The sequence below is a fragment of the Sorangium sp. So ce321 genome (assembly GCF_051530195.1).
In the GTDB taxonomy this organism is placed as follows: domain Bacteria; phylum Myxococcota_A; class Polyangia; order Polyangiales; family Polyangiaceae; genus Sorangium.
Genome location: NZ_CP150329.1, coordinates 9,859,413 through 9,885,118, shown reverse-complemented (window position 1 = coordinate 9,885,118; position 25,706 = coordinate 9,859,413). Strand labels below are relative to the sequence as shown.

19 protein-coding genes are annotated in these 25,706 nt (G+C 73.2%); 9 read left to right on the top strand and 10 right to left on the bottom strand.

Going from position 1 to position 25,706, the window contains the following annotated elements; translation table 11 throughout:
- Window positions 1-315 precede the first annotated feature (315 nt).
- The 4 genes from trxA to WME89_RS36455 all read right to left on the bottom strand — a co-directional run bounded on the left by trxA (window position 316) and on the right by WME89_RS36455 (window position 4,765).
- The gene (gene trxA, locus WME89_RS36470; RefSeq protein ID WP_437619239.1) at window positions 316-639 is read right to left on the bottom strand and encodes a thioredoxin; all 324 of its coding nucleotides are present in this window, start codon (window positions 637-639) and stop codon (window positions 316-318) included.
- A gap of 170 nt (window positions 640-809) precedes the next feature.
- Window positions 810-1,250 carry an Rrf2 family transcriptional regulator gene (locus tag WME89_RS36465; protein WP_438004240.1) on the bottom strand — a complete coding sequence of 147 codons (441 nt, stop codon included), beginning with the start codon at window positions 1,248-1,250 and terminating at the stop codon, window positions 810-812.
- 122 nt (window positions 1,251-1,372) lie between these two features.
- A complete protein-coding gene (locus WME89_RS36460) occupies window positions 1,373-3,112 on the bottom strand; it encodes a hypothetical protein (RefSeq protein ID WP_438004239.1) in 1,740 nt (579 codons plus the stop codon).
- 198 nt (window positions 3,113-3,310) lie between these two features.
- Window positions 3,311-4,765 (bottom strand): PLP-dependent aminotransferase family protein, encoded by a 1,455-nt coding sequence (locus tag WME89_RS36455; protein WP_438004238.1) that lies wholly within the window; start codon window positions 4,763-4,765, stop codon window positions 3,311-3,313.
- Between the two features lie 154 nt (window positions 4,766-4,919).
- Here WME89_RS36455 and yedA point away from each other — a divergent pair, with 154 nt between their 5' ends.
- Window positions 4,920-6,110, top strand: coding sequence for a drug/metabolite exporter YedA (yedA, locus tag WME89_RS36450; protein ID WP_438004237.1), 1,191 nt, complete (start codon window positions 4,920-4,922; stop codon window positions 6,108-6,110).
- Between the two features lie 208 nt (window positions 6,111-6,318).
- Window positions 6,319-7,380, top strand: coding sequence for an SMP-30/gluconolactonase/LRE family protein (locus WME89_RS36445; RefSeq protein ID WP_438004236.1), 1,062 nt, complete (start codon window positions 6,319-6,321; stop codon window positions 7,378-7,380).
- A 34-nt stretch (window positions 7,381-7,414) separates the two neighbouring features.
- Here the strand turns inward: WME89_RS36445 and WME89_RS36440 are convergent, their stop codons facing one another.
- Window positions 7,415-7,702: a hypothetical protein gene (locus WME89_RS36440; RefSeq protein WP_437752728.1), complete on the bottom strand. Its 288-nt coding sequence runs from the start codon at window positions 7,700-7,702 to the stop codon at window positions 7,415-7,417.
- 414 nt (window positions 7,703-8,116) lie between these two features.
- Between WME89_RS36440 and WME89_RS36435 the strand changes: the two genes are divergently transcribed.
- From WME89_RS36435 to WME89_RS36425, 3 genes are all read left to right on the top strand, one after another.
- Window positions 8,117-10,369 carry a hypothetical protein gene (locus WME89_RS36435; protein WP_438004235.1) on the top strand — a complete coding sequence of 751 codons (2,253 nt, stop codon included), beginning with the start codon at window positions 8,117-8,119 and terminating at the stop codon, window positions 10,367-10,369.
- 91 nt (window positions 10,370-10,460) lie between these two features.
- Entirely contained in the window at window positions 10,461-11,210 is a 750-nt protein-coding gene (locus tag WME89_RS36430; protein ID WP_437660526.1) for a glutathione S-transferase family protein, read from the top strand.
- Between the two features lie 49 nt (window positions 11,211-11,259).
- On the top strand, window positions 11,260-13,575 hold the full coding sequence (locus WME89_RS36425; RefSeq protein ID WP_438004234.1) for a M20/M25/M40 family metallo-hydrolase: 2,316 nt from the start codon (window positions 11,260-11,262) through the stop codon (window positions 13,573-13,575).
- Window positions 13,576-13,718: 143 nt separating this feature from the next.
- Here WME89_RS36425 and WME89_RS36420 read toward each other — a convergent pair whose 3' ends face one another.
- The 4 genes from WME89_RS36420 to WME89_RS36405 all read right to left on the bottom strand — a co-directional run bounded on the left by WME89_RS36420 (window position 13,719) and on the right by WME89_RS36405 (window position 18,035).
- Window positions 13,719-14,585, bottom strand: coding sequence for a fibro-slime domain-containing protein (locus WME89_RS36420; protein ID WP_438004233.1), 867 nt, complete (start codon window positions 14,583-14,585; stop codon window positions 13,719-13,721).
- Between the two features lie 187 nt (window positions 14,586-14,772).
- Window positions 14,773-15,837: a 1-aminocyclopropane-1-carboxylate deaminase/D-cysteine desulfhydrase gene (locus tag WME89_RS36415; RefSeq protein WP_438004232.1), complete on the bottom strand. Its 1,065-nt coding sequence runs from the start codon at window positions 15,835-15,837 to the stop codon at window positions 14,773-14,775.
- A gap of 44 nt (window positions 15,838-15,881) precedes the next feature.
- Window positions 15,882-16,343: a PaaI family thioesterase gene (locus WME89_RS36410; protein WP_437619227.1), complete on the bottom strand. Its 462-nt coding sequence runs from the start codon at window positions 16,341-16,343 to the stop codon at window positions 15,882-15,884.
- Window positions 16,344-16,409: 66 nt separating this feature from the next.
- A complete protein-coding gene (locus WME89_RS36405; protein ID WP_438004231.1) occupies window positions 16,410-18,035 on the bottom strand; it encodes a long-chain fatty acid--CoA ligase in 1,626 nt (541 codons plus the stop codon).
- A 359-nt stretch (window positions 18,036-18,394) separates the two neighbouring features.
- On the opposite strand from WME89_RS36405, the gene WME89_RS36400 reads away from it, so the two are divergent.
- Complete coding sequence (locus tag WME89_RS36400) at window positions 18,395-19,318, top strand: glutathione S-transferase family protein (protein WP_438004230.1); 924 nt, start codon at window positions 18,395-18,397, stop codon at window positions 19,316-19,318.
- Between the two features lie 143 nt (window positions 19,319-19,461).
- On the opposite strand, the gene WME89_RS36395 is transcribed toward WME89_RS36400, so the two are convergent.
- Complete coding sequence (locus WME89_RS36395) at window positions 19,462-20,223, bottom strand: hypothetical protein (protein WP_438004229.1); 762 nt, start codon at window positions 20,221-20,223, stop codon at window positions 19,462-19,464.
- A 604-nt stretch (window positions 20,224-20,827) separates the two neighbouring features.
- Between WME89_RS36395 and WME89_RS36390 the strand changes: the two genes are divergently transcribed.
- The 3 genes from WME89_RS36390 to WME89_RS36380 are packed head-to-tail and all read left to right on the top strand — an operon-like array spanning window position 20,828 to window position 25,541.
- Window positions 20,828-22,282, top strand: coding sequence for a hypothetical protein (locus WME89_RS36390; protein WP_438004228.1), 1,455 nt, complete (start codon window positions 20,828-20,830; stop codon window positions 22,280-22,282).
- Window positions 22,279-24,483 carry a hypothetical protein gene (locus WME89_RS36385; RefSeq protein ID WP_438004227.1) on the top strand — a complete coding sequence of 735 codons (2,205 nt, stop codon included), beginning with the start codon at window positions 22,279-22,281 and terminating at the stop codon, window positions 24,481-24,483. Before WME89_RS36390 ends, WME89_RS36385 begins: the two co-directional genes overlap by 4 nt.
- Complete coding sequence (locus WME89_RS36380) at window positions 24,480-25,541, top strand: hypothetical protein (RefSeq protein ID WP_438004226.1); 1,062 nt, start codon at window positions 24,480-24,482, stop codon at window positions 25,539-25,541. Before WME89_RS36385 ends, WME89_RS36380 begins: the two co-directional genes overlap by 4 nt.
- The last annotated feature ends 165 nt before the right edge of the window (window positions 25,542-25,706 follow it).

Here is a 25,706-nt window from a genome sequence, read left to right as displayed (position 1 = left end):
TGCGTCCGTGCATGACAGCGGGCGAGCCGTGCGGCCCCGCGTCCGATCTCGCCCGATCGGGGTGGAAGCGTGTGAACCGCGTGAAATGAAGGTCGATGTCGGGCGCCCAACTACGCGCGTCGCGCCGCGTTCAGGAGGGCTGTGCGGCGCGCTGTCGGTGTGCCTCGGCACAGGGATCATGCGTGTCTGGAGACCACCGCGCGCCGCGCGCCGCGCGCCGCGATCGACGAGCCGTGGAGTCGGCGCGCGGCGCCGCGCTGCGGGAGAGCTCCGAGAGGCCCCCGCGGGCGCGGCGCGCTCACGTGCTCGACGCGCTCAGCGTCCGACGAGCGCGAGCAGCGTCTTCTTGTTGGTCAGGCCGACGTGCCGCCCGAGCGGCGCGCCGTTCTGGAAGGCGACCACCGTCGGCAGCCCGCGGATCTCGAACTGCTTCGCGGCCGCGGGCGACTCGTCGACGTCGAGCTTGACCACCTTGACCTGGCCCGCCGTCTCCGCCGCGATCTCCTCGACGATCGGCGCGAGCCGCTTGCAGGGGGCGCACCAGGACGCGGAGAAGTCGACGAGCACCGGTGTGTCCGTCTCCAGGACCTCTCGCGCGAAACTCAGATCGTTGACATCGATGACGTTCTTGCTGCCCATGGCGCTGTCCTTTCAGTGCATCTCGGGGATGAGCGGCGCTGGTCGCGATGCGATGCCCCGGCCCGGCGCCGGCCTGCTCCTCGACAGCCACGCTCGCATCAACTGTTATAGGTACGGTTTCAGTTTCCGCCAGGGGAGGGGGGCCTCCGCCCGGGCGGAGCCCGGCGCGATCAGTCGGCGCTGGAGGGCGCCGGGCGGCCGAGGTGCTGCGCTCGGAGCGCGATGTCCGCGACCGTCTTGTGCGCGAGGCCGCGCAGCAGCCCCGCGTTGGCCGCCTCGGCGACCTCGTCGAACGCCCGCTGGATCCCGGCGCCGATCGGGCACTTCGCGTTCGGCTCGCACGGGCTCGGCGCGATGGCGCCCTCCGGCTCCACGGCGGCGTACACCTCGCTCAGCCGGATCGCCTTCGCCGGCCTGGCCAGGCGGTAGCCGCCGGAGCGGCCCTCCCGCGCCTCGATGAGCCCGGCCTGCGACAGCCGGGCGAGGATGCGCCGCAGGAACGCCGGGTTCGTGTTGATGCTCGCCGAGAGCGCGTCGCTCGCGCAGCTCTCGCCGGTCTGCGCGAGCAGCGCGAGGGCGTGCGTGGCGATGGCGAAGCGACCCGAGGACATCGAAGGGCTCCTCGCGGCTATCTGAGTGTTCCGGAGGTTCCCGTGTCAAGGCGCCGGGCGCGAGACGTCGCCGTCGCCGTCGCCGCCGCCGCCGTCCTCCTCCTCGCCGGGCCGGGCGGTCCTCAGGGCGCCCTGGCGGACGTCCGGGTCAGCACGAGCGCCGCCCCCTTGCCCGCCGCGAGCCTGAGCTCGATCGAGGCGGGGACGGGCGCCGGGCCGGCGCAGCGGCTGTCGGACACGACGTGGCGCGCGCGCGCGAGCGAGCTCTCCCCCGTCGAGGTGTCGACCAGCCGCAGGTCGACGCCGGCGCCCTCGGCGTCGAGCGCCGCGATCACCTCGGCGCACGTGTTGGCCGGGATCTGGAGCGGGAGGATCTTCAGGCGCGCCGCGTCGAGCGCCACGGCCTGCGCCCCGGCGGCCGACGCGGCGCCGGTCGCGCCGGTCGCGCTCATGCGCCCGAGCAGCCGCGCGGCGGCGATCGGGTGGGCCACGAGCGCCGGCGGGGCCTCGAGCTCCTTGCGGACCTCGACGGCGAAGGGGCCAGGCTGCGCCATCGACTCGACGTCGATCCGGGCGGGGCCGCCGCTGCCGCAGGTGAAGAGCGTCGCCTGGGCGCCGCCCCGGGCGCGGCCGAGCAGGGCGTGGGCGTCGCTCCAGAGCTCCGCGAGCACGTCGGCGAGCGGCTTGCCGGCGAGCACGTCGATCCGGGCGCAGCCGGCCGGCAGCTCGATCGGCAGCGTCGTCCGGCTGCCGAGCCGCGCGGCCCCGGTCGACACGCGCGGCGCGCCGTAGCCGCGGCTCGCGAGCGCGCGGCCGTGCGCCGCCCTCACCTCGGCGAGATCGCGGCCCTCGGTCACGCGCTCGATCGACGCGGCCCCGGAGATCTCCGCCTCGGCCCCCGGCTGCGAGCGGCCGACGACCACGGCCACGAGGCCCTGGGTGCCGCGCGAGCGGATCGCGATCGAGAGCTCGATCGAGGCCGTCGAGCAGAGGAGCAGGGTGCGATCCTGGCCCCGCTCCCGGGCGCGCGCGACGATCCTGCCGGTCTCGTCCTCCGCGACCACCTCGAGCGAGGCGACCTCGTCGCTCGGCGAGACGAGCACGTCGACGCAGCGGCCGCCCTCGAGGGTGGCGCCGATCCGGCTCGCCGTCCGCGAGCCCACGGGGAGCGCGACGCGCCGGACGTCCTCCCAGCGGGCGCCGATCGCGCCGCGGTGCGCCCTGACCTTCGCCTCCAGGCCCGGCCACGACTCGAGCCGGCCGCTCTCGTCGCCGGCCCTGCCGCGCGCGCCGACGGCGCGGGCGACGGCGTCCGCCGCCTTCTCCGGGACGCCCTGCACGCCGACGCTCACCGCGCCGGCGCCCGACATGACGCGCGCCATGACGTAGAGCCGCCGCGGGTGCGGCGGGCAGACGAGGATGGAGGCGCGCGCGTCGGCGGCCTCGTCCGTGGAGAAGGCGCTGCCGTCGTCCTCGAAGGCGAACAGGTCGACGTCGCCGACCGTCGGCGACACGCGCGCCATCGCGAGCATGCACTCGCCCGCGGGCACCTCGACGAAGGCGCCGAGGCGATCGCCCTCGGACAGCATGTCCGCGCCGACGACCCGGAGCGGGCCCGCGCCGGCCTGGGCGGCGCGCCCGGCGTCCCGGCCGAGCAGGGCGCTGCCGTCGATGCGGTCCGGCAGGGCGCGCAGCACCTCGGGCGCCGGCGCGCCCGACGAGGCGGCCGCCCCGGGGCGGCAGGCGGGCGCGGCGGCGAGCAGGGCCGCGAGCGCCCAGCCCGCCCGGGCGGGCGACGGACGGGGCGCGGAGGGCAGCGGGGGCGCGGGGGAGGGGAGGGACGCGGGGTGTCGGGGACGCAAGGTCGTGGGCTCGTCGGGGCGCTCGCTCGTCGGGGCGCTCTCCAGAGAGACGAGGTTTTACTTCAGCGCGGGTACGGCATCCAGGGCGCGTCCGTCACCGCGTCGCCGCCCGTCGCCGCGCCCCGCGCTCGGCGCTCGGGGCGGGCGCGCGCGGGCGCGGCGTGCGGCGTCAAAACGCGCCGGTCGCCGCTCGCCGCGTCACGCCTCGGTCGCCTCCGCGCAGATCCGCCCGAGCGTCCGGACCGCGTGCTCGATGAGGTCGGTGAACGGGTAGCCGCAGTTCACCCGGATGTAGTTCGAGAACCGGTGCTTGGCCGAGAAGATGGGCCCCGGGGCGACGCTGATGCCGTGCTCGAGCGCGCGCTCGTTCACCTCCAGCGCGCTCGCGCCGGGCGGCAGCTCGACCCAGAGCACGAAGCCGCCCGCGGGGCGCGAGACCCGGGTGCCGGGGGGGAAGTGCTCGGCGATCGCCTCGCTCATGCGCGCGACCTGGGAGGCGAGGCGGCGCCGGAGCGTCCGCAGGTGGTGGTCGTACCCGCCGTTCTCGAGGAACTCGGCGATCGCCATCTGCGGCAGCGTCGCGCACGCGACGCTCTGCCCGAACTTGAGCTGCTCGACCTCGTCGCGGAAGCGGCCGGGGGCCGTCCAGCCGACCCGGTAGCCCGGGGCCATCGTCTTCGAGAACGACGAGCAGAGCATCACGAGGCCCTTGCGATCGAACGCCTTGGCCGGGCGGGGGCGGACGTCGCCGAAGTGCACGTCGCCGTAGATGTCGTCCTCGATGAGCGGGATCTCGCGGCGCGCGAGCATCGCGACGAGCCGCTCCTTCGCCTCGTCGGGCATGGCGCTGCCGAGGGGGTTGTTGAAGTTCGGGATCGCGAGGCACGCCTTGATGCGGTGGCGGCCCAGCATCTCCTCGAGGACGTCGAGGTCCATGCCCGTGCGGGGGTTCGACGGGACCTCGAGCGCCTTGATGCCGAGGCTCTCGATGAGCTGGAGGAGCCCGTAGTACGCCGGCGACTCCAGCGCGACCGTGTCGCCGCGGCGCGCGACCGCGCGCAGGCACAGGTGGAGCGCCTCCATGGCGCCGACGGTGGTCACGATGTCGTCGGCGGAGAGCGCGACGCCCCACTCGACCGAGCGCCGGGAGATCTGCCGCCGCAGCGCGGGCAGGCCGGGCGGCGGGTCGTACGAGACGCCCGCGCCGCCCGCGCTGCGCGCGATCGCGCTGAGGATGCGGTTCAGCTTCTCGGTGGGCAGGAGCTCGGGGCTCGGGCACGCGGCGCCGAACGGGACGATGTGCGGATCGCGCGTGGCCCGGTACACCTTCGTGACCAGGGCCTTCACGCTGACGCGCGTGGCGGTGCTGCAGGCGCGCGCGGCCCGCGGCTCGGGCAGCGCCGAGACCCGGCGGGCGCGGACGTAGTGCCCCGACTGCGGGCGCGCCTCGACGAGGCCGCGGTTCTCGAGCTGCAGGTACGCCTGCAGCACCGTCGCGACGCTGACGCCCTGCTGCCGGCTGAGCCGCCGCACCGACGGGATCCGGTCGCCCGGCCGCAGCGTGCCGCGCGCGATCAGGTCGGCGATGTGCGCGGCCACGCGGTCGTAGAGGTGGGCATCGTCCTGCGGCTCGAGGGGCGCCTGCGCGTACACGAGGGAGAGTGTACAGCCGGGCGACCGCTGCGGTACCGGTACAGCAGGCGGGCGTAAGGACCAGCACAGTCGCCTATTTTCGCAACTGTACCGGCCTCAATGCGGAAGAGACTGCCTCTGTGCCGGTCGCCCGCCAGGGCTCAAGCTCCGGCACATGAAATTGACCTCACTTGTTCCGGAGGCGCAGTCGCGCTTCCGAGATGCGGCGCGGATCGAGCTGGGAAAGGGGGGCCTGTGGACGCACCGGCTCCGGGGAGGCCCGCTCCTCCTGAGCTGTACCTCCGGCTCGGTCTGGATCACGCGCGAGGGAGCGCCGGACGACGTGGTGCTGGAGGCGGGGTCCAGCTACGGCGGCGACGGGCGAGGGCTGCTCGTGGTGGAGGCGCTCGAGCCGGCGCAGATCGCGGTGGACGCGGGCGGGGCGGGGAAGGCGCTGCGGGCGGCGCTCGAGAGGGCGCGGGGGAGCTGGCTCGTGCTCCTCTCGCTGGCGGCGCTCTACGTCGTCTGGGGCTCGACGTACCTGGCCGTCTCGGTGGCGCTCGAGACGCTGCCGCCGTTCCTGCTCGCGGGCGTGCGCTTCGTGACGGCGGGCGCGCTGCTCTACGGGGTGCTGCGGCTGCGCGGCGTCCCCCGGCCGACGCTGCAGCAGTGGGGGGCGGCGGCGAAGGTGGGGGTGCTGCTGCTCGTCGGCGGCAACGGGCTGGTCGTCGTGTCGCAGCAGTGGGTGAGCTCGGGCGTCGCCGCTGTCGTCGTGTCCACGATGCCGCTCTGGCTGGCGCTGTTCACCACCGTGCGGGCCGCGCGGGGGGGCGCGACGGGCCCACGTGGCGCGCCGGAGGTCTCCCGCGGCGAGTGGGTCGGGCTCCTCGTCGGGTTCGCGGGCGCGGCGCTGCTCCACCTCGGCGGCGATCTCCACGCGGAGCACGCCGGCGCGCTGCTGATCGTGCTCGCCCCCGTCGCGTGGGCGCTCGGCTCGCTGTACAGCCGCACGACGCCCCTGCCCGAGGGCCCGATGGCGGTCGCGGCGGAGATGCTGTCCGGCGGCGCGGTGATGCTCGGGATCAGCGCGTTCTCGGGCGAGCAGCTGGCCGCGGCGCCGTCCTCGCGGTCGCTCCTCGCGCTCGCCTATCTCGTCGTGTTCGGCTCGATCGTGGGCCTCAGCGCTTACACGTTCCTGCTCAGGAACACGCGCCCGGCGATCGCGACGAGCTATGCCTACGTGAACCCGATCGTCGCCATCGCGCTCGGCATCGCGCTCGGCGGCGAGCGCGCCTCCGCCGCGACGTGGGCGGCGGCCGCCATCATCGGCGCCGGCGTCGTCATCGTCTCGCGCGCACGCCACTAGAGCGGCGCTCACCCGCTTCGGATACGGGCCCATCTCGACGTTTTCGGTGCTCAGCGCACAGGAGTGCGCTTCCGCGCCGAAAACGCCGATCTGGGCCCGTCTCCTGTGCGGGTGAGCGCCGCTCTGCTCCGCGCGATCCTGGGGCGCGCCGTCCGCCGTAGGCAATGCGGGGGGCGCCGTGTAGTGTGCGCGGCCAGGAGGCGAGTAGATGAAGAGAGGTTTCCGGCTGCTCGGATGGGCGCTGCTCCTCCCGGGCGCGACCTCGTCGTGCGGCGGCGACATCGGCGGCGGCGCGACGGTCACCGCGGCGTCGTCGGGCGGCGGCGAGGGCGGCAGCGGCGCGAGCGCGGTGACGAGCGTGAGCTCGGGCGGCGGCGACGGCGGCGCCGCGATGGGCGTGGGCAGCGGGGGAGCCGGCGCGGGCCCGACGGGCGAGTGCGCGCAGCTCGCGCCCGGGCCCCTCGCGCCGACCCTGGTCACGGACGTGTTCGACGGCAGCGCGGACTTCGCGTTCGATGGCCAGGGCCACCTCGTCGCCAAGCAGGGGCCGAACCTCATTCGCTATGACGCCACGGGACAGACGTCGAACTTCGCGTCTCTGCCGGGCACCGTGCTCGGGCTGAGGTACCGGCCCGACGGGACCCTCGTGGCCGCGCGGCCGGACCAGGGGACCGTCGCCCAGATCTCGACCACCGGCATCGTCGACGACTACGTGGAGAGCCTCCAGGCGCCGAACGGCCTCTCCGCGGACGCGGAAGGCAACGTCTGGGCGACCGAGCTCGCCGGCAACCGGGTGATTCGCCTCGCCCCGGACGCCACGGTCGAGGTGATCGCGAGCGGCGAGCCCGAGGTGAGCAAGCCGGGCGGCGTCGTCTTCGACCCGGCGCGGAAGGTCGTCTTCTACACGAACTCCGCCGCCGGCGAGATCCGCAGGATCGATCTCGCGGCCGCGGGCGCGCAGCCGGCGCTCGTGAGCACGGTGCCGTCGGCCGTGCTCGACGGGCTCGTCCTCGATAGGTGCGGTCACCTCTACACGATCGACAGCAAGGACAGGGAGCTCTATCGCGTGCAGCTCGACGCCGGCGGCGCGGCCCTGGGAGCGCCGGAGCTCCTGGCCGCGTTCCCGACCTCGGTCGCCAATGCGCAGTTCGGGTCGGGCCCCGGCTTCAATGCAAAGACCCTTTATGTCGGCGGCGCGGCCGGCTCCATCTACGCTGTTGCCCTCGGCATCGTCGGCGCGCCCGTCCCCGCGCCGCCAGAAGCGCCATGATGAGCGCTCCTCGGCGGCGCAACGGGACGCGGGTTCAGCCGGCGCCCTCGGTCGCGGCGACTTCGCCCTTCTTGAGCTTCCCTTGAAGCTCGCCGAGCTTCCCGGCGGTCCGCTCGAGGGCGCGCGCGGTGTTCTCGAGCGCGATCCGCCCATACCCGATGGCCACCTCTGCCCAGGAGGTGCCCAGCGCGCGCAGCGTCTCGACGAGCGGCGGCTTGGCCGCCGGCTTCGAGGCGCTCGCGTCGACCTGCTCCGCCGGGGCGGCGCTCCCGTTCACGCTGTTCGCGGCCTTCGGCTCGGTGATGCTCTGGGTCTCACTCATGATCTTCCTCCCACCTTGGTTATGTCCCCCCGCGATGCACGCGGGCGTACAGAGATGATGAATCGGACGACGAAACGAGCGATGGCTCCCCGCGCCCCGCGCGTCGCCCGCTCCCACGGGCTCGCGAGGAGCGATATGCACTGGAGCGCGGAGGCCTCGTGCGCGACCATGCCAGGGCACGAGGCCGGTTTTGCGGCTTCGTCGGAGGCACAAACGCGTCGCCACGACACTGCGACGCGTCGCGTTAACTGTCAAGGCCCGATGTCGATTTTGTTGCAGTCGTTTTTCACTCGGTTGTTTGATGAGGACGCTGCGGCGGCCATCGCGTTCGCTCGGCAGGTCAAAGAAGGGAGTTTCCCTATGTCGCTCGCGCGCTGGAACAAGGCGGTGCCTTCAAGGCTCTTCGGGCTTCTCATGCTGCTGTTGTTGCTCGCGGTCCCGTCACTGGCGCTGGGGCAGCCGGCGGCCGAGCCGACGGGAGCGCCAGCCGCGGGCGCGACGCCCGCGGCGCCCGCGGCGAAGCAGGGCGCGGCGGCGCCGGCCCGCGGGGCCGCGCTGCCGCCGGACTCGTGGGCGGGCCAGCTGGAGATGCTCTCGCGCTGGGTCGAGGAGCGCGGCGCCGCGGGGGAGTGCGCCGAGCGCTGTTACGCCCTCGACCGGCTGCGCATCACCGGCGCGGTGGGTGAAGGGCCGCTCCAGTTCGAGCTCTCGGGCGGCGTGCTCGCGGACGGCCCCGTGGCCGTGCCGCTCTTCGGGCCGCCGGAGCACGTCCGCATCGAGGCCGTGCTCGACGACGGCAGGCCCGCGTCGCGCCGCGAGGCCGCGCCGATCAGCTTCGAGGAGGGCCATTACTACCTCTGGACCGCGGCGCGCCGCTTCGTGCTCCGGGGCACGCTGTCGCTCGAGGGCGACCTCACGCTCCTCGTGGCGGGCCCGCTCAACTCGTTCGAGGCCGACGTGACCGGCGGCACGGTCGCGGAGGGCGCGCGGCTGTCGGGGCTCTCGGAGGCGACGCTCCACTTCAGCCCCGACGGGGGCGCGGCGGCAGAGAGCGCGGGCCCCACGGTCTTCCAGCTCTCGCGCGCGGTGCGGGTGGGGCGCGAGATCGGCTTCGAGTACCGGCTCGTCATGCGGTCGGGCAGCGACCTCGGCGTCGTGCGCCTGCCGCTCGCGTTCGGGGAGAAGGTGCTCGACGTCGCGGGCGCGAGCGGCTTCCGGATCGAGGGCAGCGAGCTCGTGCTGCCCACCTCGGGCCGCAGCGCGGAGATGAAGATCACGGGTACGCTCCCGAAGGTCGGCGCCTTCTCGCCCGATCCGCGCTCCGCCTACGAGTGGTGGCTGTTCGAGTCCGACGCGGAGCACCGGCTCACCGTGAAGGGCGACGCGCGCCAGGTCGACGCGGCCGAGTCGCCGATCCCGCGGACCCAGGCGACGTCGCGGCTCCTGCTCGTGCAGCGGGGGCAGCGCGTCGAGGTCAACGTCGAGCCGCTCGCGGGGGTCGAGGTGCTCGCCGCGGTCGTGCGCGAGCACCGCCGCACCCTGGTCCTGACCGAGCGCGGGGACCTCGTGGCCGACGACTCGCTGAGCTACGAGAACAATGGCATCGACTACCTGACCTACGCGCCCGGCGGGCGGCCGATCTACCTCGCCACCGACGCGAAAGCGCAGCGGATCATGCACCAGGGCGCGGAGGCGGAGGAGGTCCTCGTCCCCCTGCAGACGGGGAGCCACATGATCCAGGTGCAGTCGCTGGCGCAGGCGTCGGTGCGGCCGCTCGGCGGATCGATGGAGCTGCCGATGCCGAGCTACCCGCTCACCGCGAGCCAGCTCCGGCTCACGGTCGGGCTGCCCGAGCGCGTGCTGCCGCTCGCGCTGCTCGGCGGCGACCGGCCGGTGTGGTTCGCGGACACGGGCGACGCCGTCGCCGTGGTGATCGGCTTCGTGGCGGCGTGGATCGCCGTCCGCCCCGGCGCGGCGACGAGCCGCGGTCGGCGGCGCGCGCTGCGGGCGCTGGGCGGGCTGGTCATGGCGGGCCTGTGGTTCGTGGCGCCCGCGACGTTCGTGGCGCTCCTCGTCGGGATCGCGACGGCGGCGGCGGCGTGGCTCGTGGGGCGGCTCTTCCGGGGCACGAGCCGCGCTGTCGCGATGGTGGTGCTGCTCGGCGTGGGCGGCCTGGCGCTGCTGATCGGGCTCTTCGCTGTCTCGGCGGGGCGCTACCAGGGGGAGCGCTGGGACTACGCGGAGAATGCCGCGTCGGCGCCCTCGTCCGCGCGCACGCTCAAGGACGACGACCAGGCCAAGGGAGGCGGCTCCCTCGCGCCCGGCGGCGCCGTGCTGGAGGGGGTGACGCCTGTCGCGCTGGGGCTCCCGAGCTACGCGCGGAACCTGCACGTGAGCCGCGAGCTCGTCACGCGGGACCGCGCGTTCCGCCCCGTGCTCGTCTACACGACGTCCGCGGCGCTCGTGCCGCTCGCGCTCCTGTGGCTGGCGGGGGTGGCGGTCCTCCTCAACGCGCACCGCGCGGCGCTCACGGAGCTCTACCGGCGCGCGGCCACGCGCCTGGCGCGCAGGCCCGAGGACGGCCACGACGTCGACCGGCGCGGGGGCGGCGGCAGGTCCCACGGCAGCGGGCGGCCCGCGGCAGAGCCCCAGGGGCCGCTCGGCTGACGTGGCGCGGGCGCCGGCCGGCCGGCGTGGAGCCCCGGCGCCGGCCGGCTGATTTCTCCCTGCACCGAGACGTTGAGACGGAGAGCAACTCATGACCGACAAGAACCCCCCGCTCACGCTGTGCGAGCTCGCCGATCCGGGCGTCCCCGGGCTGGAGAGCTACTCGCCGTTCTGCTTGAAGGTGCACCGCGCCCTGAAGGCGGCCGGGCTGCCGTACGCGCGCCGCCACGGCACGCACCCGGGCGTCTTCAAGCGGTACAACCCCGCCGGGAAGGTGCCCGTGCTGCTCATCGGCGACGAGCCGGTCAGCGACTCGACCGAGATCCTGCGGCGCATCGAGGCGATGGCGCCGGGGACGCTCATGAGCGGCGACCGCGCGGCGCAGGCCGAGGCGTGGCTCTGGGAGGAGTTCGCCGACGCGAGCCTCGGCGGCTTCGTGACCGCGGCCCGGTGGGCCGACGAGCGCAACTGGCCGACGTTCAGGAAGGTCTTCTTCGGCGAGCTGCCAGCCCCGGTGCGTGCCGTCCTGCCCGTGGTCGTGCGCCGGCGGCTCATCCGCAGGCTCGTGACGCGCGAGGTCTGGGACGAGGGCGCCGAGCGCTGCTGGGCGCGGCTCGAGGCGCTGCTCGACGAGCTCGAGGTGCGCGCGCCGCGCGACGGGTTCTGGGTCGGCGGCGCGCTCTCGGTCGCGGACCTCTCGCTCTTCGCTCACCTGCGCAGCCTCCGCATCGACCTGACGCCGTGGCAGCAGGGCGCGGTCCGCCGCCGCGCGGCGCTGAGCGCGTACCTCGACCGGGTGGACGCGCGCACGTCGGGCGGGGCGGCCGCGCGCGCGGCGTGAGCGAGCAGGACGCGCGCGGCGCGCCGACGATCGGTGATACCACCCGGGCATGAGGTGGTTGCCTCGTCTTCTCGTGGCCGTCGCGCTCCTCGCGCTGGTCGCGCTGCGCATCGCCCAGCTGAGCCCTCCCGCCGTCGTCCCGGCCAGCGCCCCGCCCGAGGTGTTCTCGGCCGAGCGGGCCAGGGAGCACCTCGCGCGCATCGCCGCGGAGCCGCGCCCGACCGGCTCCGCGGCGCACGGGCGGGCGCGCGACTACCTGCTCGCGGAGCTCTCGAAGCTCGGCGTGCAGCCCGAGCTCCAGAGCACCTCGGTGCTCAGCAGGCAGTGGGGCCTGCCGTACGACGCCGCGCACGTCGAGAACATCGTGGCGCGGCTGCCGGGCGCGGACAGCACCCGGGCGGTCGCGCTCGTCGCGCACTACGACTCGGTGCCCGGCAGCCCCGGGGCCGCCGACGACGGCAGCGGGGTGGCGGCGCTGCTGGAGACGCTGCGCGCGCTGCGGAGCGGCGCCCCGCTCCGCAACGACGTGCTGCTCCTGTTCACGGACGCAGAGGAGGGCGGCGTCCTCGGGGGCAAGGCGTTCATGGACGAGCACCCGCTGCGCGGCGAGGTGGGGATCGCGCTCAACTTCGACGCCCGCGGGGCCGGCGGCGTTGTCGCGATGTTCGACACCGGGCCCGGGGACGCCTGGCCCGTCCGCGAGCTCGCCCGCGCCGCGCCCTACCCGGTGGCGTCGTCGCTCTTCCCCGAGGTCGCGCGGCGCATGGGCCACAGCACCGATCTCAGCGTGTTCAAGCGGGCCGGGATCCCCGGGCTGAACTTCGCCTTCAGCGACGGCGCCGCGCACTACCACGCGCCGTCCGACACCGTGAGCAACCTCGATCTCCGGAGCGTGCAGCACGCCGGCGATTACGCGCTGTCGCTCGCGCGGCGCTTCGGCGCGCTCGACCTCCGGCGCCAGGGCGGCGAGGACGCTGTGTATTTCAACACCTGGGGAGCCCACCTCGTCTCGCACCCGACGAGCTGGGTGCCCGCGATCGCCGCGCTGATCGCCTGCCTCTTCGCGGGCGTCGCGGCGGCGGCGCGGCGGCGGCGGGTCGCCTCGCTGGGCCGGATCGCCGCGGGATCGCTCGGCTTTCTGGCGCTGCTGCTCGGCGTGTCGGCCGCGGTCGGCGGGCTCGCATGGGCGCTGCGGCGCGCGCACCCGGTGCTGCGGGCGATGCCGTTCGAGCCGTACAACGCGCCCGCATACAGGCTCGCGCTCGCGCTCGCCGCGCTCGCGGCCGCCGCGGCGGGCTACCGGCTGCTCCGCAGGCGCCTCGGGGCCTGTGAGGTCGCCCTCGGCGCGCTGCTCGTCTGGCTGCTGCTCCTCGCGGCGGCGAGCCTCGCCATGCCTGGCGCGAGCTTCTACTTCGCCTGGCCGCTCGCGTCCGCCCTGGTGGGCCTCGCGGCCGTGACGATCCGGCGCGGCGGCGCGCCGCCCACGCTGCCTCCCACGTTGCCTCCCATGTTGACCGACGCCGCGCTCCTCGTGGCCGCCGCGGTGCCGGCGGTCGCGGTGGCCGTGCCCGGCCCGTACCTGCTCTTTGTGGCGCTGGGGCTGCCGGCGGCGGCGGCGCCGGCCCTCGCCGTCGCGCTCGTCTTCGGGCTGTTCCTTCCGCACGCCGAGCTCCTCGGCGGCGGCCGCTCGCGGTCGCTCGCGCTCGCCTTCGGGGTGCCGGCGGTCGCGGCGCTCGCCGTCGCCTGCGCGACCGGCGGCTTCACCGAGGCGCGGCCCCGGCCGGCGAGCCTCGCTTACGCGCTCGACGCGGCCGCCGGCGAGGCGCGCTGGCTCTCGGCCGACCGGGACCTCGATCCCTGGACGGCCGCGTACTTCCCGGAGGACCGCGCGCAGGCGCCCTCGTTCGCGGTGCCGTTCGTGCGCCTGACGCGCCAGAGCGAGGCGCCCGTCGCCGCGCTCCCGGCGCCAGCGCTCACGGTGCTCAGCGATGTGACGAGCGGGGGCGTGCGGGCGCTCCGGCTCCGCGTCGCTTCGCCGCGCGGAGCGCCCTGGCTGCTCGCGGAGGTGGCGTCACCGACCGAGGTGCTGCGCGCGGAGGTCGACGGCCGGCGGGTGGAGGAGTCGGCCCGGGGGGCGCAGGCGAGGCGGGATGTCCGCTGGGGGTTCACCTACATGGGGCTGCCCGCGGGAGGCATCGAGTGGTCGCTGGAGGTCGAGGCGTCCGGGCCGGTCCAGATCCGGTTGATGGACCAGACGTACGAGCTCCCGCGAGCGCTCGTGCGAGCGGCGCGGCCAAGGGAGCTCATGGGGGGGCCATACCGGCTCGCGGATTCGACGTTCGTCAGCGGGGCATTCTGGCTCTGAGCTGCGGGTCGCCCGGATCTGCCGGGCTGACCGGCCCCCGGGGAGGGGAAGCCAGGGCGAGCCTGGACGCGGGAACGAGGAGCGTGAACGAGCGCGCAAGAGAAGAGGTGATATCTCTCTCTTGGCGTTCTTGGCGTTCTTGATCAGTCGACGAAGATCGGCTCGCAGTTCGTGAACGCGAGCGACGACTGGATGACGAAGTTCGACTCGGTCGTGTGGCGCTCGGCGTGGAAGAAGTCGAGCGCGTACTCCTGGCCGGGGGCGATGCCGAGCTCGGAGGCCTTCTCGTCGAGATCGAGCTTGTCCGTCTGCGGACCATGGAGACCGCCGAGGTCGATGGCGAGCTTGTTGTTGATGAACACCCAGAGATCGTCGTCGCCGGTGAACGAGAACACCTCGCCGCCGTTGTAAACGAACTTCATGTGAAGCTCGAACGTGAAGTGGTAGTTGTGCTCCCTGCCCTCGTTACCGAAGCCCTCCTCGTCGATGGGGAAGAAAGCGCGGTTGTCGTAGGTGGCGATGCCGCTCGCGTCGACCGTGGGGGTGATGGTGAACTGGATGGGCATGTTCACCCCCTGGACGTCGCGGTACCACTGGTTGAACTCCTCTGGCCCGGTCGTGTGCTCGGTCCCCCCCTGGTGCGCATAGACGGGCTTCTGATCCGGGCCCAGCTCGCGCTCGACGATGCCCTTGAGGCCGCTGCCCTCGTACCTCTCGAAGTCAGGGTGCCCGTCGCCCCGCTCGTAGGCGCGGAAGTCGCGCACGATGCCCGTGAGGTTCGCGTCGCACCCGCTGCCGCTGCCGCTGCCATTGCCGTTGCCAGCGCCCGGCCCCGCCGCCACGCCGCTCCCGAAGTCGCCGCCGCCGGCGCCCGACCCATTCCCGGCGCCTGCGCCGGCGCCCGTGTCCCCCGAGCCGCTCGCCGCGCTGTCGCCACCGCCACAGGCGACCCCGGTCAAACCCAGCAGCGTTGCGAACAGAACGTACCAGTTCGATTGGAGCCGAAGCATGCGAAGTCTCCTTTTAAAGCGCGTCGCGCGTGGTGCACGTGACAGGCGCCAGGGCAGCCAAAGCAAACAGCTGCCGAGGGCGCAAGCGAGAAAGCGATCTTATCCCGTCGCAATGTCGAGGCGACGTACAAATTCATTTCCATGCGACAGCAGCACGACGCTGTCGACGCGCCGATATGTAGGTTTCTTATCGAGAACCGCCGCCGCAGTGGGCGCCCAGGCGCCGCGACAGCTCGGGTGGGAGGCGCTCGCAGAAGCCTTCCGGCCTGGGCAACGGCTCGCGCCGCGCTGTGTGCCAGAACAGCACCGGGCCGAGCCGGCGAGCCCGCGCGTCCTTCATGAGCGCCGCCATGGCCTTGCCGGTATAGACCGGCTCCAGCGAGATGCCCTCGGCCGCGAGCGCCTCGCAGGCGGCGAGCGACTCGGGCGTGGGCGAGCCGTAGCCGCGGCCCAGATGGCCGTGGACGACGTCGATCGGCGCGGCGGGCGGCACGGGCGCGACGCCCGCGCGCGCGAGGAACGCGCGGAGCTCGGCCGTGAGGGCGCGCAGGCGGAAGCGCGAGGCGAGGAGGCGCTCGACCACGGCGACGGCGACGACCCGCGAGCCCAGGCCGCCGAGCGCGAGGCCGACAGCGAGCCCGGCGGCGGTGCCGCCGGAGCCGAGCGCGACATAGACGCGCGCAGGCTCGGGGAGCTCGCCGGCCCGGACCTGCGCGCACAGCTCGAGCGCCGCGCGCACGGCGCCCACCATGCCGAGCGCCGACGTGCCGCCGAGCGGGACGATCGCCGCGCCGTCGCCGTCCCGCGCGCGGAGCGGCAGGAAGAGCGACGGGCGCGCGAGCGCGAGCGCGAGCCGCGAGCGATAGAAGCGGATCGAGGCCGGACCCGAGGCGATGAACGCGAGGTTGTCGACCACGCTCCTCGACAGGTCGGTCCAGAACAGGTGCGCGTGCACGCGCCGGCCGAGCCGCTCCGCGGCGACGACGAGCGCCGCCACGTTGCCCGAGCCGATGCCGCCCGCCGCGGACCACGCCGCCGCGGCCGACAGGGGGGGCGCGGCGAGCAGGTAGTCGAGCTTCCGCATCTTCATCCCGCCGTGGCGGGGCTCGCACAGGTCGTCGCGCTTGATGCCCAGGAAATCGAGGCCCAGCGCGGCGGCGAGCCGCGGCAGCGCCGTGACGGGCGAGGGCCCGACGACCCAGCCGAGGCGGGGGATGCGGTCGATCATCCGGAGGGCGGCGACGTCGCGCAACGAGGGCTCCTCGCGAAGGCGGCGGTCAGGATCAGCGATCGGCGTCAGCCCGGCGCGCCGGGGCGCTGCCCCGCGAGCACCGCGTCCGGCTCCAGCACGAGGAGGCGCACGCGCCCCGTGGCGCAGAGCCGGCCCTCCTCGTCGTGCACCGAGGCCTCCCACACCTGCGTGCGCCGGCCGCGGTCGAGCGGCCGCGCGGTGGCGCGGAGCCGCCCCGACCGGACCGCGCGCAGGAAGCTCGTGTGGTTCTCGAGCCCGACGACCGAGCGGCCCTCCGGCAACGCGTGGAGCGCCGCGCCGATCGACGCCAGCGTCTCGACGATGCCGGCGTGGACGCCGCCGTGCACGACGCCGTAGGCCTGCCGGTGCTGCGGCCCGATGTCGAGCTCGCCCTCCACCTCGTCGCCCGTGGCGCGGATCAGCCGCAGGCCCATGGCGTTGATCCAGCCGTCGATGCCGGCGGCGTTGAGCGCGGCGGCGAAGTCCTCGGGGTCCCCTTCGGCCATGGAGGCAGCCTAGTACACGCGCCGCCGGGATCGTCCGGCGATTTCTCCCCGGCGCGCGCGGGCGCGTCAGCCGGAGGGCTTTGCCGTGAGGAGATCGGCGAACTCCTCGCGCAGCTTCGACTTCAGGAACTTGCCGGTCGAGGTGCGCGGGATCCGCTCGACGAAGAGGTACTCGTCAGGGAGCCAGAACTTCGCGAAGCGGGGCTCGAGGTGGGCGCGGAGCTCGTCCTTCGACGCCGTCTGTCCCTGCCGCAGCACGACGGCCGCGAGAGGGCGCTCGCTCCAGACGGGGTGGCGCGCCGCGAACACGGCGGCCTCGAGGACCGCGGGGTGGCTCATCAGCGCGTTCTCGAGCGCCACGGAGCTGATCCACTCGCCGCCCGACTTGATCACGTCCTTCGAGCGATCCGCGATGCGCATGTACCCCTCGCCGTCGATCGTCACGACGTCGCCGGTCTTGAACCAGCCGTCCTTCGTGAAGCGATCCTCGCCCTCGTCGCCGAAGTACGACGAGGCGACCCAGGGGCCCCGCACCTCGAGCTCGCCCATGCTCTGGCCGTCCCAGGGCAGCGGCTCGTCGTCCAGGCCGACGTGGCGCTGGTCGATGAAAGGGACCGGGTAGCCCTGCGACGCGCGCGTGTCGAGCGAGTCGGCGCCCGGGCCGAGGCTCGCCCGGACGTGCGCGATGGTGCCGAGCGGGTTCGTCTCCGTCATGCCCCACGCGTGCGTGACCGTGAGCCCGTGGCGCGCGCGGAAGCCGTCGAGGAGCGACGGGGGCGCCGCCGCGCCGCCGATCACCATCGAGCGCATCGCCGAGAGGTCCCAGCGCCCCGGGTGCTCGTCGAGGAGCGCGAGGATGCCGAGCCAGATCGTGGGGACGCCGGCGGCGAACGTGACGCGCTCCCTGGCCATGAGGTCGAGCAGCGACGCGGGGTCGAGGTGCGGGCCGGGGAGGACGATCCTGGCGCCGGCCGCGACCGCCGAGTACGGCATGCCCCAGGCCATCGCGTGGAACATGGGCACGACCGGCAGGACCACGTCGCGCTCGCGGAAGCCGAGCGTGTCGTGCATGCACGAGACGAGCGTGTGGAGGACGATCGAGCGGTGGCTGTAGAGCACGCCCTTCGGGTTGCCCGTCGTGCCGGACGTGTAACAGAGCATGGCGGCGGCGCGCTCATCCAGCGTCGGGAAGTCGAAGTGATCCGGCTCGGGCGCGAGCAGCGCCTCGTAGTCCAGGCCGTCGCTCTCCACGGGCCCGTCGTCCCCGACGACGATGACGCGCCGGATACAGCGGACCTGCGGCGCGAACTTGCGGTAGAGCGGGAGCAGCGAGCGGTCGACCACGAGGACCTTGTCCTCGGCGTGCGAGGCGATGTACCCGAGCTCGCTCGGGTGGAGGCGCAGGTTGAGGGTGTGGACGACCGCGCCCATCGCGGGCACGCCGAGGTAGAGCTCGAGGTGCCGCGCGTGGTTCCAGCAGAGCGTCGCCACGCGGTCGCCCTCGCCGACGCCGAGCCGCGTGAGCGCGTGCGCGAGCTTCGCGGCGCGGCGGTGCAGATCGGCGTAGGTCGAGCGGGAGGAGGTCCTGTCCGGGTTCTGCGTCACGATCTCGCAGCGACCGTGGTACGTCCTCGCCCGCTCGAGGAAGTGCGTCAGCGTCAGCGGATAATCCATCATGCGGCCGGCGAGCATGGGTGGTGCCTCCTTAACTCCCGCGGTGAGCGGGTCGATCCGATCGGTGACGAGGGCGCTCCGAGGACGCCGCGACGCGCGGCGCTGCCCCCCGGGGGCGTAGGCTAGCGGCTCGCGGGCAGCGCGGCGCGGGGGAACGGGGCGGCGCGCTCGCCGCTGGATCGACCGGGCGCGGTGCTCGACGGGGCGGCGACGCTCGACGGGGCGGCGACGCTGCGCGCCCGGACGGCCGGACCTGTCGGCCGTCGGGCGCTGGTGAGGGACGGCGGCGGGCGATCGCAAGATCCTCCAAGAACGGCGCGGGCGCGCTCCCCAGGATGGCCATCGACCCGAGGCGGTCGCAGCAAGGGAGATCGTTCATGGCCGAGATCATTCTTCACCACTATCCATTGTCGCTCTTCGCCGAGAAGATCCGCCGGATCTTCGCGTACAAGAAGATCGCGTGGCGTTCGGTCGAGCAGCCGATGATGGCGCCGAAGCCGGATCTGACGCCGCTCACCGGCGGCTACCGGCGGATCCCGGTCCTGCAGATCGGCGCCGATGTCTACTGTGATACGGCGTGCATCGCGCGGCGGCTGGAGCAGCTGCAGCCGGAGCCTGCCTGCCTCCGGGCGGACCAGGCCGGCCTGGCCGCGCTGATCGAGGACTGGGCGGACCACCGGTTCATGTCGCAGGTCGTGCCGCCGGTCGTCGTGGAGCTGCTCCCCGTCCTGCCGCCCGGCGTGCTGATCGATCGCGCGGCGATGTCGCCGGCGATGAGCGAGGACGTGATCCACCGGGCGGCGCCGCACGCCCTGGGCCAGGCCCGGCTCTCGCTCGATCGGCTGGAGAGCCAGCTCCACGGCCGGCCCTTCCTGCTCGGTGACGCGTTCTCGATCGCGGACGCGGCGTGCTTCCACCCGGTCTGGTTCCTGAAGAAGAGCGTCGGAACGAGCGCCAGGCTGTCGGCCGAGATCGGGGCGCGGCCGGCGCTCGCGGCGTGGTTCGCGCGCGTCGAGGGCTTCGGCCCGGGCGACGTTCGACCGATGACCGCCGCAGAGGCGCTCGCGATCGCCCGCGCGTCCGAGCCGGCGGACGTCGCCGGCGGGGAGGTCGCCGCCGGGGAGGAGCTGCGGCCGGGAGACGCCGTGACGATCACGGCCGACGATTACGGTCCCGAGGAGAGCCGCGGCGTCGTCGCGCGGCTCTCGGCCTCCGAGATCACGGTCCGGCGCCGCGATCCGGCCGTGGGGGAGATCGCGCTGCACTTTCCGCGCGCGGGATATCGCATCCGGAAGCAGTGAGCCGCGCGGAAACGCCGGGTCCGGCCAGCAGGGGATGCCGCCCTGTCCGCCGCTGAAGCGAGATTCCTGATTGTCGGAGCGTACGCCGTCGGTGTGCATGGCCGCCCGCGTGTTGGCGCCAATGTCGAGGCGCTGGAGCGCCTTCACCGGCTCCGGCGGGATTGATCCTCTTCAGGTTCGTCCTTGCGCTGGCCGCCAGCGCTTCCGCCGCCCATCTGACCATCCGCCTTCGGCATCGCGCGCCGGAACGCGCGCATGTGGAAGCGCCGCTGCTCTTCCGGATAGACGTGCTCCTGACCGACCGGGCACGCGAGGCGGGACAGGCACCCTCCGGTCATGCAGCCTGCGGCCGGCAAGGCGTCGAGGTGGCGCACGCAGGCGTCGACATCATAGCTGCCGGGGGAGAACGCGGATACGGGGCAGGCGCTCAGACAGGGCCTGTCGGCGCAGGACGCGCAGGGGCTCGGCGCGTCGTTGCGCGGCGGGAGCGAGAGCCGCTCCGCGAACACGAGCGCGGCGCGGTAGCCGTGCCACAGGCCGAACCGCGGGTGGATGAGGATGCCGAGGGGCGACGTATAGACCGGCTCGGCGCGCTGCGCCCAGCGCTGGAATGGCCAGTAGGGAGGGCCGGTGAACGGGAAGAGCGCGGCCGCGCCGAGCTCCGCCGCGAGCGCGGAGACCACCGCGGCCGTCCAGTCGTCGAGCGATAGGTCGGGGGCGTCCTCGCGAGCGCGCGAGAACGCGCGCCACATCGACGGCCCCGCGTTGCCGAGCAGGACGAGCGTCTCCGCCGCGAGGTTCCCGGCCGCCGGGACGCGGTCGTCGCCGCGAGGGTGGAACCCGCCGCGCAGCGGGATGCCCGCGCGCTCGCAGCGCGCCGAGAGATCAGGCCAGGCGATGGGCATCGCTGGGCGCTTAGGGCGCCCGGACCGGCACGGCAAGCGAGCGCTGGGCCGGCGCGGCGCGCCGGATGGCGGGTCGTCGGCTCAGGGACCCGGAGCGGGCGCAAGGGCTCCGGCACCCGTGCGAAGGCTTCCGTCGCCGGCCAGAAGGCTTCCGTCGCCGGCTCGAAGGCTTCCGTCGCGCGCCGGAGGCTTCCGTCGCGGAGCAGGATGTGAAATTTACGGGAAAATTCGTCCTCCGGCGCGTGCCGGACGGCACTGGCGGCGAGGCGGACGCCCCCAAGTACGCGAAATCTCGTGCTCCGGAGCGCGCCGGAGGGCTTCGTTTCCGTGACGGAAGCTTCCGGAGCGCGCCGGAAGGTCTCGGACGTGCGCCGGACGACGAATTTTGTGCACTGGGTCACTTCCCTCGGTCGCCACGACCTCGTCCGCCGATTCGCCGACTTTCCGGCGAGCGGCCGTGTACGCCGCGGGCGGACGGGATGCCGCGCCGGGCGCGCTCCTCGGCTGAGCAATGTCCTACCGCTCTCGTGTGGACGCTTGCCTCTGGCGTTGGATGCGAGCGAGCGTGCGCGGCGAGAAAAATCGCGGGGTGGAGGCAATGAGAATGAGAACACGGCAACAGGGGACGATCCTCGTGGCGGCCGTCGCCGCCTGGGGCCTCGGCGCGGGGCCATCCGGGTGCTTGTGGGAGCGCAGCGACGACTCGCTCGGGAGCTTCTGCGCGAGGCCGGCGAACGGCGATGGCGAGGAGTACTGCGTCGGCGCGAACCGGAGCCCGGCCGACGCGTGGAGCCAGGCCGAGGCGCACGGAGATCTGCCGATCGAGATGTGGGCAGAGCTGCCCCGCGGCGTGTCGATGCGCGATCTCGCCGCGAGCAAGGACACACTGGGTCTCTGGCTCGGCAATGTGGACAGGGTGGTCTCGTACGTGCGCGACGAGGAGAGGAATGCTGAGTCTTACGGCGCGACGCTCTCCGGCGAGCTCCGCTTTCTGCTCGAGTACGCGGCAGGCCAACAGCGTTTGCTGCTCCAGGAGGAGCCCGTCCGTGCGGCCGATCGGTTCAAGGAGGCCATGACCGAGAAGGCGAACGCCGAGAAGGACCCGCTCCTCGCCGCGCTCGCGGCGGACAGGCAGTCCATGGCCGCCGCGAAGTCGGTCTTCGAGCAGGCGAGGGACGAGGCCCCGCCGCTGCAGGCCGAGTACGCGCGCGTTGTCGCGCGGTTCGTTGATTACCGCTCTACCGAGGCCGCGGAGACGACGGCGTACGCGTCGCTTTCGGGGGAGGCGTCGCGGTCGGCGCTGGACGATCTCGACGGCATCGAGCGGTCGATCCTCGCGGCGGCGCGCGAGGCGAGCCGCGCGCCGAGCGAGCTCACTGTCGAGATCATGGCGCTCTCGGCGCGAATCCAGGCGTCCGTGGCCTCGTTCGAGGAGGCGATCGCGCCGCACGAGGATTTCCTCGCCACGCACGGCGCGGTGGTGCCGGACATGAGCTCGGGGGCGCTGCGCTCGCTGAATGCGATGCTGGGGTACGTGCAGCAGCGGGTCGCCCGCAGCGACAGGACGGCGACAGCGCTGCTCGGCGGCGTCGGCCTCAGGCGGCAGGCGCTCCTGGTGTTGCAGGGGGACACGGAGGCGCGCGCGGCGATCGCGCGGTCGCGGACCCGCAAGGCGTCGGCGGTCTTCCGCGAGGCAGCGCGTGCGCGGGCAGCGGCGGTGTCGGCGGCGCCGCCGATGAGCGAGCGGCTCGGGTTGCCGCTGCTCGCTGAGCGCTGCGGGGAGCTTTTGGCGCTGGTACAGGTGCGGCCGCTCTGCGAGGCGGCGGGCTCGTCGTGGCGCGAGGCCGGGTGCGCGGAGCTTCGAGGAAAGTTCGACGCCGCGGAGGCAGAGCTCAGGACGGGCTTGCCGCGGAAGATCGCGGCGGGGCTCGCGACGCTGCGGGAGAAGGGGATGGCCGCGGCGCTGCTCGACGCCGCGCAGGCGCGGCTCGACGCGGGCGACGTGAAGGGCGCCGCGATGGCGTACGATGCCGCCGTGCGCGGCGTGGAGGGGACATGAGCCGTACGGTCTGCGTCGCGCTGCGCGTCCGGAGCGCCGCGGCTTTCCAGAAGCTCGTCGCGTTGGTGACGACGCTGGCGCTGCTGGCGCCGTCGCTCGCCTGGGCTGGCACGCCGTACAGCCTGAGCTGGATCAACACGCAATCCAGCACGTCGTGCGAGAGTACCGGCCTCGCCGACAACGGAGGAGCGTACTTCGGCGTCAACGACACGCCGCTGCCCACCTACGAGGTCCCGGGCACGTTCGTGGACCACGGGGACGGCTCGCGAAGCTTCCGGGCCGAGGCGGGGTTCGACTCGGTATTGCTGCGGATGGGCGCGAACGACTTCCACTTCCAGGCCTTCAACTCCGGCGGCGACGACTGGTGCACCGACGCGCATGAGATCGTGAGCCTTGTCTCGGTACCGCTCGGGCTGAACAAGCCTGTGTTCGACGTGTGGCGCACAGGGACGGCATTCTCGGGTGACACGATGCTCCACCTGAGCCTCGCGGAGATCAGCCCGCCGCTCGCACGCGACATCGCGATCCTCGAAACCGCGCTCGCCAAGCTGCTCGAGAAGCTCGTCCGGAACGCCGCCAGGATCGCGGACCTGCGGGCGAGGATGGACCTGCTCCAGCAGCTCGACACCGAGCTGCACGATCTGGTGAGCCGGCCGCTCGCCGAGATCTCGCGGACGGACCTCGACGCCATCCTGGACCGCTACGAGGACGTGGTCGACGCCGAGACGCGGGCTGCGATGGAGCAGCTTGTCGACGACCTGAAGCAGAGCGTCTCCGACCTGGAGAACGAGCTGGCGAGCTTGATCGACAACTTCGGCGCGCAGGTGGACGAGGTGGCGGACCTCGCGACGCAGGCGGCGCGCGACGAGGGGTGGGATCCGGACGACCCGTCGAACTACGCGCTCGGCGAGCACGACGTCCCGTGGGTCGAAGTGCCGGACATCTCGGAGGTGGACGGGGCGTTCGAGGCGGGGAACGACCCGTACGCGGCGTACGCGGACGCGGTGATCGCGGCGCTCGAGGCGGACGTCAGCGGCGGGGTGGTGGTCGCGCGGGCCGACTTCGTGGCGAACGTGCGGGCGTGGCGGGCGAACGAGGCGGCGCTGGAGCGCGCGATCCTGGCAAGGTCGGGGGTGTCGCTCGCGGAGACCAACGCTTTCCTGAAGGCGCAGAACCGGGTCACCGGGCACGTGCGGCGGTACATGGATGCGTCGGACTGGTTCGCTGACACGCCGGTGCCGGCGCATCTGCGGGCGCAGGTGGACACGGTGCTCAAGCCGCGGTTCGATGCGCTCGCCGACCAGATGAAGGACAGCCTGAACCAGTGGACGGGCGACGGGCTCGATCTGGAGCAGACACAGCTTTACGAGATGATCAATGCGTTCGCGGGGGCGATGTCGACGGTCGGGGAAGGGGTCGAGGCGTACGCGGGGATGATGCAGACGCTGGTGCACGCGACGACGCGCATCGGCGTCGGGTTCGTGCCGGTGGTCGGGCCGGTGCTCGACCTGTGCGAGGCCGTGACGGGGAAGGCGTGGTGCTTGCCGGCGGGGCAGGAGCTGAGCGACGAAGAGCGGATCTTCTCGGGGGTGGGCTTCGGGCTCGGGGCGATCGGGCCGATGTGGCGTGGCGTCACGAGCAGCGGCCTCCGGCCGTCCGCGATCCGGGTGGCCGGGGAGATCGCGGAGATCGAGGAGGCATTCGCCCAGATCCTGAAGACGAACCGCGTCAGGGGGTACAAGAACCTGCCCGGGGCGATCACCAAGTTCGAGGTGGACATCTTCGAGAAAAAGGCGGCCAAGTTCCTGGTGGACGACGGCCGATCGCTCGTCGGGGTCGGCGACGACGGCGTGCGCCGGGTGCTCGGCATACTGAAGGAGTCACGCCCTGGCACGATCGAGGGGATGGCTCCCGACTTCGTGTCGGTGTCCAGCGGGCACAAGCTCATCCTGAGCGAGGCAAAGGGCGGCGGAACGATCCCGGTTAGCGACGTGCGCAATCAGCTCACGAATGCCATGGAGGCGGTGACGAAGAAGGGTCTGGCCGGTGACGTGGAACGGGTCGAACTCATCATGGAGCAGGGCGCGAAGTTCAATCCGGAGAAGTTCACTGTCAAGGACGGGTACCTGTTCGACACCGAGACAGGGAAAACCGTGACCCTGAAAGGCTTCAACAAATTCATCATGGTGATCCGGCTATGAGCGAATCAAGGCCTCACTTTTTCGCCTGGTGTACCGAGCCAGAACGGGTCGATGCGTTCGCAGCGGCGCTGTCTGCGCTGGTCATCCCAGGGGATCTTATCTCGGTGGACGTGAGCCCCGACATCTGGTGCAAGACGTCATCCATGGAGGATGCGCTCGCGATGATCCGCGCCCACTTCGGAGGACGGAACAGCGCTCACGTGCTGTCCGGCATGATGCTGAACGATTCCGAACGCATCATGGTTTTCAGCGCCGCGTGCTACCCCGAAGTGAGCGAGCGTCGCCATCCTTTCGGCCCCGTCAGATTGGAAGCGGGCGAACGCAAGCGGGATTTTTACCCTTGCGAGATTCCCGTGGGCGGCGGCCCGCGCTCGGTCGAGGCCGAGGCCGCGGTCGCCTGCCACCTGGTTCAGGGCGACATCGAGGACCTCCTGCTCCGCCTCTGCGCGCCGGATACGAGCGGGCGCGTGCCGGCCGGCGCCTGCACGGACAAGGAGGACTGGCTCGCCCCGGTCGAGATGTGCGCGACCTACAACGCGAACGCCGCGGAGCTCGCGCGCGACCTCGCCCTCTCCTGGGTGAGCCTCCACGAGAAGCAGAGCGTCTCGCGCATCGCAGGCATGTCGATGGAAGCGCTCCACGCGCGCATCGACGCCGCGCCGCGCGGCGCGCGCGTGTCCATGAAAGGCGCGAGCGAGCTCACGCGCTCCCTCTCGCGCGAGACCGTGCTCAAGGCGCTCGCGACGCCGCCGGCCACGCTGCTCGAAGCGCTCGAGGCCGCGGCGGTGCCCGACGACGCGTGGCGCGCCGCCGAACCAAAAGCGCGCGAGATCATGGAGCTGCTCCGTCAGCTCGGGGAGGCACCCGAGGGCGAGGGCCCGCCCGCCTTCAACGCGAAGGTCACATCGCCCGGGCACGTCCGCTTCCTCGAAGAGCACGCCCCATTCCATGTCCGCCGCCTTCTCCCTAGCGGCGGCGTCGTGCTGGCGACGCACCCCTACCGCACGCTCTGGCCGCTCTGGTCCGACGCGCTCTTCGTGCTCGGCCTGATGTCCTGACGCAGGTCGTGCACGCTTTCATCTCTCCGAACTTCGCACCCGGGCCGGAGGTACCGGACGGCGCACCCCCTCCCTGAGCGCGCGGAGCGCGCGATTTGGGAGGGGTGGACCGCGCGCAGGCGCGAAGCGCCGAGCACGGGCCGGGGGTGGGCATCCGCTCTCCCT